Below are 11,102 nucleotides of genomic sequence, written 5' to 3' on the forward strand. Positions count from 1 at the left end.
GGGGGGGGGGGGGGCCGCCCCCCCCCCCCCCCCGAAACCATACAAAATGAGCTCAGACAGATGCTTCAATCCGGGCTACGTAGTAGTCTTTCATTTAAAAGTGAGACAAAGTATTTACTATTGACCATCTATACTTAATTGCGCAGTAAAATTCACTGTTATGAACCACCCCGTCTTAATTTTCAAAAAAAATTAATCCACCCCTCCAGAGGAGGGGAATTTGTAAACCGTTGCATGAAAAAGCTCCGGAAGTTTGGTTTCCGGAGCTTTGGTATATCTAATTTTTTTTAGAATTATTTAATTTTTTTGGCAACGTAATCGCTTTCGTTTCCTAACCGGTCGATGGATTTTACAGCTACTGCGTTTAATGCTTTTCCGTCTTTAGACTTCGGAACTTCTTTGGAAAGCTGTTCCAGAGTCAGGATTTCCGTTTCCCAGACACCGTTGTATTGTGTGAAAAGAATCCATTGAAACACTTCCTTTATATTTTTCGTGCTCCAGCTCACCTGCGCAAAGCTTCCGTTATCATTGATAAAGAGGCTTGGTGTTTGTAAGGGTGCTGCTTTCAGCCACGGGGATTTCGGAACCAGGGCCTTTTCTTTATAAGGTCCATTCTTCAAGGTGGGAAGCATCCCCGGATTTTTAGTTAGGCCCGCAATGCTCCAGTGTATCTCTCCGGCATCGTTTCCTAATACCTGCCTTGAAATTTCAATCTGATTTTTAATTTCCGTAGGGCGGTCGGATGATCTGATTTCTACGGTATTCAATCCCGGCCACAAATGCCGGTTGAAGGTATTCTCTGATTTCCACCAATTTAAAAGGGCTTCGAAGGGTTGTCCTTTTGATTCTATGGGCCAGTATAACTGAGGCGAAAAATAATCTACCCAGCCTTTATTCAGCCATAATTTAGCATCGGCATACAGTTCATCATACTGTGAAGATCCTACAATTCCCTGCGGATAGCCCGGCTTCCATATACCGAACGGACTGATCCCGAAACGGACATAGCTTTTCTCGGCGTGGATTTCTTTATAGATCCTTTCAACAAATTTATTGACGTTATCCCTTCGCCAATCTGCTCTGGATAATGTTCCTCCGTTTTTCAGATATTCATTCCAGGATGCATTGTCGGGGAAATCGGCACCCCGGTTGTAGGTGGCGTACGGATAAAAATAATCGTCAAAGTGTACGGCATCAATATCGTAGCGCTTTACAATATCTTTTACCACATTAGAAACATGCCCCTGGGTTTTCGGATTAGCAGGATCAAACCAATACATTCCGTTTTTCAATCTAATAACGATATCTGAAAGCTTGTTTACCATTGATAAACTGTTCGGCGTTCCTCCGTTGGAATGATGGGCACGGTAAGGATTCAGCCATACGTGAAGTTCAAGGCCTCTCTTATGCGCTTCTTCAATCCAGAACTGCAAAGGATCGTAATTGGGATATGGTGCCAGACCGGTCTGGCCTGTCAAAAAGTAAGACCACGGTTCAAGATTACTGGTGTATAAAGCGTCGGCGGAAGGTCTCACCTGGAAGATCACGGCATTGAAATTATTGCCCTCCAGCATATTCAGCATGTTGATGGCTTCGGCTTTCTGCTGATCCACGGATAAGTTGTTTCGTGAAGGCCAGTTGATATTGGCCACACTGGCAATCCATGCTCCGCGAAATTCTCTTTTGATCTCGGGAAGCACGGTGCGGAAGGTTTCATCCGGCGGAATTACGGCTTCGGGTTTGGGACCGGTTGGTGGTAAGGTTTTATTTTTAATGTTTTTTGAAGGTGTGGAGGCTTTCACTGCATTATTTTGGGTTGAGCAAGCCGTAAATGATGTTAAAACGCCTGATAATATGATTAGTTTTAAGTAATTTATTCTCATAAGTGCAAAACTACATTAATTTATTTTGTTGATTTAAGTTACGATAATAAAATTAGTTAAACGCCAAGTGCACCAAGATTTTTTGACTACTAACGGTTTTTAAGTTTGCAAAGGTGTTTTACTTAGTGAAGCCACAAAGAACTTTTGGAAAGTAAATGAATTTTATTCTCCCGCTGATTTCACGGATGATGCAGATTTATTCCCAAGTTGTAAACAAGGATTTATTGTCATAAATGTTATGGTAAATTTTGTATTGCTTCAATAGATGAAATGCTTTGTTTATCTTGAAAATATATCATATTTTCCCACAGATTTCACAGATGGCACAGATTTATTTGCAATTATAAAACAATAATTTGTTGTTATGAATATTATCGTAAAATTTTGTATTGCTTCAATAGATGAAATGCTTTTGTTTGTCTTGAAAATATACCATATACTATAAAGTATCTTCGTTGTATTTGCAATTAAATAAAAAGATCCGAACAGTAATTATGTTTTATTTTCCCACAGATTCCGCGGATTACGCAGAGTTTTTATTAAGTATTATTTAACAAAAAAAAGCTCCGGAAATCCGGAGCTTTGGTGTATGGGTGAAGTGGGATTAAGCTTTTGCCGCTCTTTCCACTTTTTTTCTATCTTCTTCAGAAAGGAGTTTCTTTCTCATACGGATGAAGTTCGGGGTTACCTCGATGGCTTCGTCTGCCTGGATGTATTCCATACATTCTTCCAGTGAGAATAAGATTTTCGGAGCAACGCCGGTGTCTTTATCTTTTCCTGCAGCTCTCATGTTGTTCAGCTGTTTTGCTTCAACAATGTTTACCACAAGGTCTCCCGGTTTGTTTTGTTCTCCTACGATCATTCCGGCATAAATTTCCTCTCCCGGATCTACGAAGAACTTGCCTCTGTCCTGTAGCTTGTTGATGGAATATTCTGTTGCAGGGCCTTGAGTTTTGCTGATCAACACCCCGTTGTTTCTTCCAGGAATAGCTCCTTTGAAAGGCTTGTATTCCGTGAAACGGTGTGCCATAATGGCTTCTCCGGCTGTAGCTGTTAACATTTGGGAACGTAATCCAATCAGACCTCTTGAAGGAATTTCGAATTCCATGTGCTGCATTTCGCCTTTGGTTTCCATGATGTGAAGGTCTCCTTTTCTCTGGGTAGCCAAATCGATTACTCTTGAAGCATATTCTTCAGGAACGTCTACTACCAAAGATTCGTAAGGTTCACAGCTTACGCCGTCGATTTCTTTAAGGATAACCTGTGGCTGACCAATCGTCATTTCGTACCCTTCTCTTCTCATCGTTTCAATTAAAACGGATAAGTGAAGGATCCCTCTACCAAAAACCAAGAATGTATTGGCATCGTCTGTCTGCTGTACTCTTAATGCAAGGTTTTTTTCTAATTCTTTTGTTAATCTTTCTTTCAGGTGATTGGACGTTACAAATTTACCGTCTTTCCCGAAGAAAGGTGAATTGTTGATAGAGAACGTCATGTTTAGCGTAGGCTCATCAATCGCTGTTCTTTCCAATGGTTCAGGGTTTTCAAGATCTACGAAAGAGTCTCCGATCTGGAAAGCGTCGAAACCAACCACAGCACAGATATCTCCTGCCTGAACTTCCGTTACTTTTTTCTTTCCTAATCCTTCAAAAACATATAGTTCTTTAACTTTTCCTTTGGCAATTTTACCGTCTGCCTGAGCAAGACCGATCCACTGGGATTCTTTAAGCTCACCTCTGGTTACTTTTCCGATAGCGATTCTTCCTAAGAAAGAAGAATAATCAAGTGAAGTAATCTGCATCTGAAGGTTTCCTTCCGTTACTTTCGGTTCAGGAACATATTGAAGGATTCCATCCAGCAAAGGGAATATATCTTCAGTCTGCTCTAATGAAGTGTTGAACCATCCCTGTTTTGAAGATCCGTAGAACGTTGGGAAATCCAACTGCTCTTCGGTAGCGTCAAGGTTGAAGAACAGATCAAATACCTGATCGTGAACCTCATCCGGACGACAGTTCGGCTTATCTACTTTGTTGATTACCACTAATGGTCTTAGTCCTAATTCCAGTGCTTTCTGAAGTACGAAACGGGTCTGTGGCATCGGCCCTTCGAAGGCATCCACCAATAGGATTACCCCGTCTGCCATTTTCAATACTCTTTCTACTTCTCCCCCGAAATCGGCGTGACCCGGTGTATCAATTACATTAATTTTCGTGTCTTTATAAGTAACAGAAATATTCTTGGATAAGATGGTGATCCCTCTTTCTCTCTCGAGGTCGTTGTTATCCATAATTAACTCCCCACTCTCCTGATTTTCCCTGAAAATATTGGTAGCGTGGATGATCTTGTCAACCAAAGTGGTCTTCCCGTGGTCAACGTGTGCGATGATCGCAATATTTCTAATGTTTTGCATAAAAGATTTTTACGGGTGCAAAATTAGTGATTTTTAATGAAATACTTGCTAAATAGTTATGTTAATTAATAAATTCATAATGAGAAAATTAAAATATTTAAAAAAATAAATATAAAATTTAATACGTCAAGTTCTGGCGTTGTCAGCCTGTACTTTTGCGGTATAGATTTCTTGCAAGAAACAATTCATTCATCATTAACTGTTTAAAAAATTTAAAAAATGTCAAAACAAATTCAAGATTTGCAGACCGGAGAGTTAATTACCTTGGTTCCTGTTACCAAATGGTATAAAGGAAATGATATGTCTGATGCCTATGTGGATAACATTCTTTATTTTAAGGGAGGATCCAATGAATCACCTTATTATAAAAGATATATTGAAGACCATATCAATGTAAAATGGTTTGGAGCAAAAGGTGATGGTAGCCATGACGATACGGCAAGCATCCAGAGTGCATTTAATTACCTGATCGATATTCGGGAGTATAAAAATGAGTTTCCCCGCTCTTACGATCTATGCTGTCTCATTCCTGATGGAAAATACCTGATCAAAAGCACGTTATTGTTCCCGGCCTTCTGCACATTAAAAGGAGAATCAAGAGATGGGAGTATACTTTATACCGATAGCAACGATATTTCGCTCCTTTTCATTTCAGAAGACGGAACACCTGTTAATCAGCGTACAAGATCAACGGCGGATCATTTAGAGGAATATACTGTTATCAGCGACCTTACGATCGCTGGAAATAATTACTTGCTAAATCCTACTGCAGCAAAACCTGCTCCGAATAACTTTGGTGTTGGGATTATGATGGATAAAGTTTTACAGGTCAATATTCAAAACTGTTCAGTTCAGGGATTTGAGATGGCAGGTATTTTTTCGCATTTCTCGGCTTACATCAGTATAAAAGACAGTCTGCTGTTCAATAACAGAATAGGTCTTTTAGCGGATTCCTTGTCTACCTGCATTTTTGCTTCCCATTGTGTTTTCAGAGTAAATTCCCAGGGAATTTCTCTATATGATTCCTTTTCATGTTCTTTTGTAAATTGTCTTATTGAAGCTAACGTGGCCAATTATCTCAGTCAGATCAATGGCTATCCGGAACTATCAAAATGCATTGGTGTCCACATAAAAAATTGTAAAAACATTAATTTTACAAACTCCTATTTTGAAGCGCATCTTGAAAATGTAATTCTTGACTCATCCAATAGTAATATATTTAGCAACACCTATTTTGCTCCATTTGAAAATGCTGATTTTGGTAATTCTACTACGGTAGTAAAATTTAATGGCAGCTCATCATATAATAAATTTATCGATAATTATTACGATGCGTTTAATCCACATGTATATTCGCCGTATACTTTCTCTGTCGAAAACAAATCATTATCAAAAGGTAATGTATTTGAGTTTACTTTAAAAGACCATTTTGATAATTTTATTTCTCAAAACGCTGCTGAGTTTACAGAATTCAGGACTTTGGGATTAGCACAGAATGCTCCTAAATTTATCTGTACCGGCGCCAATGAACAGTTTATGGATGCCGAAAGAAGGTTTATCATTGATAAAACGTTTGGCTCAACTACAGAAAGACCTACAGTAAATCTGTACAAGGGACAGCACTATTTTGATTCCACGCTGGGAAAACCTATTTTCTGGCAGGGCGTTAAGTGGGTAAAAGCTGACGGAACCGACGCTTAATATTCTTAATCCTCATCACCCGATGAGGATTTTTCTGTATAGGTACACCAACATTACTTGTATTACAACAATTCCGCTGAATTTCAACAGAAATGATCTCTTTGAAATTTTATGCCTGAAGATGAGCATTGCCAGCAACGCTCCGATTGTTCCGCCGAAGAATGTAACAGTTAATAAAGTATTTTCGGAAATTCTCCGCTGATGCTTGACAGCTTTCCTTTTATCAATTCCGAAGATGATAAACGTAATAATGCTGATGATGGCTATTCCATAAAACATAGAGCAAATCTAACACAAAAAAATAATCCGGAATTTTTACCTTTGCAGGAAATATCATTCATGACCCTACAGGATCTCGCAGGAAGCTATGCCATTCAGGGCAGCAATCAGGAGGAAGCAGGCGGCAGTTCCTATCAGGGAATCCTGACCTTATCCCTCGACGAAAACAACCGCATCATCGCCGAATGGCTTATCGGCGACCACGAACAGCACGGCACCGGCTTCTATAAAGACGGCATTTTAGTCATCAACTTCCGCTATGAAGGTGACGACCAAAAGATTTACAAAGGCGTTGCCGTTTACCGCTGGATCAACCCGGATGTGTTGGACGGCTTCTGGTCTGAGAAGCACGGGGATCCGAGGTTTTTAGGGACTGAGTATTGTGTGAGAATTTTTGGTGGCGGGGTGGTGAATTGATTAGTCATTGCGAGCGAAGCGAAGCAATCTCAAATAACTGTGTTGCAAAATATCTCAAACTCATATATTTAATATCTTATTAAAATTCAGTCACTTTATTTTTTAGCTAGCCACCCCATCAATAAAAACTTCCACAAAATCCTGCACTTTCTGAATAATTCTTCTTCCGATATTATTACGTTCATTAAGCTTTGGTTTTATCTCAAGTAGCTTTAGTGTGTCACTTATTTTAGGAGTTTTGGAAGTAAAAAGGAAATCATCAATAGCATCTCGGAATCTGTCTTTATTCAAAGATTCTTCGGTAGCAATTTTTTCAAAAGCTGAATTTTTTTCTTTATTCCAGTATTTCTCGAACTCTTCGTTGACGTTATCTCCGTCAGAAATATAAGGAAGGTTTTCTTCTATGAATTTTTCTATGAGTTCTTTTTTGCTTCGCAATTTGGCATCGCCGGAAAGAATATCCCTGATTTCTTTTTTCTTTTGTTCCAGCTTATTGCCTTTCAGACTAGAATCCGTCAAATTGGCTAGTAATGAAAGAATATAACTTACATTAATTTCATCTCGATGAATCAATTCTAGCTCAAAGTCGACGTCATCCAGAATACTTACTCTTCCTTCGCCTCCCTGCGGTCTTGTTTCTTTCCAAATATCAAGATACTTGCTTTTATAACCATCAAATTCATATTCGGTCATTTCCAATTTATCAAAATCAAAATCAGCAAATGATTTTAAAACATTCAGAACACGCATTACTTCACGGAAAGCGGTAATAAATTCAAACTTTTCCTGTTCGGTTTGATAACCGTTGACGCTATCAATTTCGGGCGCAACTACTTTTAATGTATCTAAAGCAGCGTTGAAAAGCTCAATATAATCTTCAATCGGTAGAATGATAATTTCCTGAATCGCTTCTTTATTGGAAAATAAAGTTACAGCATCGTCGGTTGCAGACTTTAGATTTCTAAAACAGACAATATTTCCTTGTGATTTTTTTTCACCTAACAATCTGTTGGTACGGGAAAATGCCTGAATCAGTCCGTGATATTTCAGGTTTTTATCAACAAATAAAGTGTTTAGTTGCGGACTATCAAATCCTGTCAGAAACATATTTACAACAATGATTAAATCAATTTCTTTACTGCGGACTCTTTTAGCAATATCATTGTAATAATTGTAGAAACTCTGGCTGTCTTTGGTCGTAAAGTTGGTTCCAAACATTTCATTGTAATGACCAATATATCTTTCTAATATATTTCGGCTATGAGAATCTCCGTATTGTGCCTGCGGTTCTGCAACCATTCCGTATTCGGATTCATCATAGATTCCATTGGCATCTTTAGACTCTTCATTAGTTCCATAGCTGAAAATAGTCGCAATTTTCAATTGATGCTTATCTTCTTCTTTTTTCTTTTGAAAAAGGTCATAATATTTTTGCAAAACATCAATGCTACTCACACAAAACATCGCATTAAAAGTACCATTGTGCGTCTTTCTTCCGTATTCTGCGATGAGATAATCTGCAATTTTTTCAAGACGTTTAGGGCTCTCCAAAAGTTCCTGTGTGTCGATTGCTTCAACATCCGTATCAATATAAGTATTGCTTCCTTCTTTTTCTTTGTATCTTCCGACATATTCCACAGAAAATTTCAAAACATTATCATCCCGAATCGCATCTGTAATGACATATTTATGAAGACAATCTTCAAACAATCTGTTAGTGGTTGCCGGAGCTCCATCTATTTTCCCAATTGAATTCACTTCAGAAATTGGAGTCCCTGTGAAGCCTATCATTTGAGCATTTTTAAAATATTTTTTGATATTCTGATGCGTATCTCCAAACTGGCTTCTGTGACATTCATCAAAAATGAAAACCACTTTTTTGTTCTTCAGATTATCAATTTTATTGCCGTGCTTTTCCTTTGTAATAGCAGTATTTAATTTCTGTAAAGTGGTTACAATCAATTTTGTATTATCAGAAAGTTGCTTAACCAAATGTGCCGTATTTTCAGTGGCATCCACACTTCCTTTTTCAAAAGCATCAAATTCTTTTTGAGTCTGGTAATCCAAATCTTTTCGGTCAACAACAAAAACAACCTTCTCAACTTTCGGAATTTCTTTTAGAATCTGACTGGCTTTAAAGGAAGTCAATGTTTTCCCTGAACCTGTAGTATGCCAGATAAAACCGTTCTTGTCGGTATTCCTTACTCTGTCAACAATTTTTTCAACAGCATAATATTGATAAGGCCTTAAAACCATCAGTATTTTGTTCGTTTCATTCAAAACGATATACTTGGTAATCATTTTGGCAATATGGCAAGGCTCTAAAAATGCAGGAGCAAAATGGTCGAGTTGAGTGATGTTATTATTGTGTTCATCCGACCAAAAGAAGGTTTGTTTAAAAGTCTGCTTTGCGTTGTTGGAATAATATTTTGTATTGACTCCATTACTGATGATAAAAAGTTGAACATAATTAAACAATCCACTTCCCGAATTGAAAGACTGATGATGATAACGGTTGATTTGATTAAAAGCCTCTTTCATTTCCAATCCTCGACGTTTCAGCTCAATCTGAACCAATGGCAATCCGTTGATGAGAATGGTTACATCATATCTGTTTTTAAAATTTCCTTCCTGAGCAATTTGATTTGTTACCTGAAACTGGTTTTGGCACCAATGGTCCTGGCTGATGAATTCAATCCATTCTGAAGTGCCGTCGTCTTTTACAAAATGAAATTTATCGCGTAATGTTTTGGCTTTTTCAAAAACATTTCCTTTGGAAAGATGATTGAGGATTTTTTCAAACTCAGTATTTGAGAATGTTTTTTTGTTGTGAATTTCAAGCTGAGTTTTTAAATTTTTAATAAGGTCTGCCTCATTACATATTGTAACTTTTTTGTGACCTAACTGTTGTAACTGTTCTACTAATTTCTGCTCTAAAATATATTCCGGCTGACTTGACATTCGGGCTTGAGTTTTTTGGTTAAAACTTTGTCAAAGTTTCAGAACTTTGACAAAGTGATTTCAGTTTTCCCAAATGTAAGAAATTATCTATGATAACTACAACTATTTTAGCGCTTTAAACATCTGGTCAATTGCTTTTTTCTTCTGTTCAAGATTTGGATGCACATATAAGTTCAAAGTTGTACTGATATTGGAATGGCCGAGCAAAACACTTACGGTTTTATAGTCGCATTTACTTTCGATACATCGTGTTGCAAAACTGTGCCTTAAACCGTGAAATTTGATGTCGGGAATTTCCAAAAACCTCATCAAATTTTTGTAATAACTTCGATAAGTTCTTGGTTCTGTAGGTTTAGAATCATTGGTTAATACATAAAACGCAGGATTCACAATTTTTTTAAAAGGCTTCAGCATTCTCAATAGATCCCTGCTCATCGGGATTTCACGGATAGAGTTTTTGGTTTTAGGCGTGTCAATCAACAATTCTGTTTTTCGTTCTCCATCTTCAATCACATAAATTCTCTGAATGGTTTTTCGAATATTAATGATTCCGTTATCCGTATCAATATCCTCCCAGGTCAAGGCACAAATTTCACCAATCCGCATTCCCGAACAAAGACAGATGTAAACACCCAGATTTCTAAAGGTAAAATGCTCCTGAATATAGCTCATCACTTTTTTCTGATGCGTTCTGCTTAATACCTCAATCGTATGGGTTTCCCTAACTGTAGGATATTGCACATCAAAATTGATAAACTCAATCCATTTATTCTTTGCCCCGAACTTTAACACCATTTTCAAAACAATGAGAATATCTTTGATACTTTTCTGGCTTAATCCCTGCTCCAGTTTTTGAAATACAAACTTCTGTACATCTTCATCTTCAATCTCAGAATAGTCTTTAAATACAGGCAATAAATGGTTTTCCAGCAACAGCACATAAGCCGAAAAGGTTGATTTTTTCACATACAGCTTTTTGTCATTCTTCCATAATTCAGCGATTTCTGCCAATGTTTTCTTTCTTGTCATAATTTTTTGATTTTATATTAAAATCCTAAAGTTAAAGCCTTTGCAATAAAATCATCAAGACTACGAATTAATGAGATAAAAACTCCCTAATGTAATTGGGGAAAATTGAACTTTGGGTTTCCTAATTTACGATTTCCGGGGTTTGAGGAAGAATGGGAAGTTACTATTTTAGGAAAGTGCGTATACTCATTTGAATATGGAATGAATGCTTCGGCAATCAAATTTGACGGAGAAAATAGATATATAAGAATTACTGATATTGATGAAAGTTCTTCAAAATATAAGCCTGAATTTCCAGTATCACCTAATGGGCAACTTATAGATAAATACTTAGTTTCTGAAAATGATATTTTATTCGCAAGAACAGGTGCAAGTACAGGAAAATCTTATTTATATAATAAAGATGACGGAAAGCTCTACTT

At 37.4% G+C, this 11,102-nt stretch carries 8 protein-coding genes; 3 read left to right on the forward strand and 5 right to left on the reverse strand.

Going from position 1 to position 11,102, the window contains the following annotated elements; genetic code table 11:
- Positions 1-293: 293 nt before the first annotated feature.
- Together SOP96_RS17100 and typA are read right to left on the reverse strand one after the other, a co-directional pair.
- Positions 294-1,883, reverse strand: coding sequence for a glycoside hydrolase family 10 protein (locus SOP96_RS17100; protein WP_326322112.1), 1,590 nt, complete (start codon positions 1,881-1,883; stop codon positions 294-296).
- A 604-nt stretch (positions 1,884-2,487) separates the two neighbouring features.
- Positions 2,488-4,293, reverse strand: a complete 1,806-nt coding sequence (typA, locus tag SOP96_RS17105; protein WP_326322113.1) for a translational GTPase TypA — start codon at positions 4,291-4,293, stop codon at positions 2,488-2,490.
- A gap of 219 nt (positions 4,294-4,512) precedes the next feature.
- Here typA and SOP96_RS17110 point away from each other — a divergent pair, with 219 nt between their 5' ends.
- Positions 4,513-5,994: a glycosyl hydrolase family 28-related protein gene (locus tag SOP96_RS17110; protein ID WP_326322114.1), complete on the forward strand. Its 1,482-nt coding sequence runs from the start codon at positions 4,513-4,515 to the stop codon at positions 5,992-5,994.
- Between the two features lie 15 nt (positions 5,995-6,009).
- On the opposite strand, the gene SOP96_RS17115 is transcribed toward SOP96_RS17110, so the two are convergent.
- Positions 6,010-6,273, reverse strand: a complete 264-nt coding sequence (locus SOP96_RS17115) for a DUF1294 domain-containing protein (protein ID WP_326322115.1) — start codon at positions 6,271-6,273, stop codon at positions 6,010-6,012.
- Here SOP96_RS17115 and SOP96_RS17120 point away from each other — a divergent pair.
- Positions 6,196-6,690: a hypothetical protein gene (locus SOP96_RS17120; protein WP_326322117.1), complete on the forward strand. Its 495-nt coding sequence runs from the start codon at positions 6,196-6,198 to the stop codon at positions 6,688-6,690. The genes SOP96_RS17115 and SOP96_RS17120 overlap by 78 nt on opposite strands.
- A gap of 102 nt (positions 6,691-6,792) precedes the next feature.
- Here the strand turns inward: SOP96_RS17120 and SOP96_RS17125 are convergent, their stop codons facing one another.
- Together SOP96_RS17125 and SOP96_RS17130 are read right to left on the reverse strand one after the other, a co-directional pair.
- Complete coding sequence (locus SOP96_RS17125; RefSeq protein WP_326322116.1) at positions 6,793-9,651, reverse strand: type I restriction endonuclease subunit R; 2,859 nt, start codon at positions 9,649-9,651, stop codon at positions 6,793-6,795.
- Between the two features lie 102 nt (positions 9,652-9,753).
- Positions 9,754-10,680: a tyrosine-type recombinase/integrase gene (locus SOP96_RS17130; protein WP_089757283.1), complete on the reverse strand. Its 927-nt coding sequence runs from the start codon at positions 10,678-10,680 to the stop codon at positions 9,754-9,756.
- Between the two features lie 105 nt (positions 10,681-10,785).
- Here SOP96_RS17130 and SOP96_RS17135 point away from each other — a divergent pair.
- Positions 10,786-11,102: restriction endonuclease subunit S domain-containing protein (locus SOP96_RS17135; RefSeq protein WP_459349264.1), on the forward strand; the 317-nt coding region annotated here is incomplete at its 3' end.

The organism is Chryseobacterium salviniae (assembly GCF_035819015.1).
Classification (GTDB): domain Bacteria; phylum Bacteroidota; class Bacteroidia; order Flavobacteriales; family Weeksellaceae; genus Chryseobacterium; species Chryseobacterium salviniae.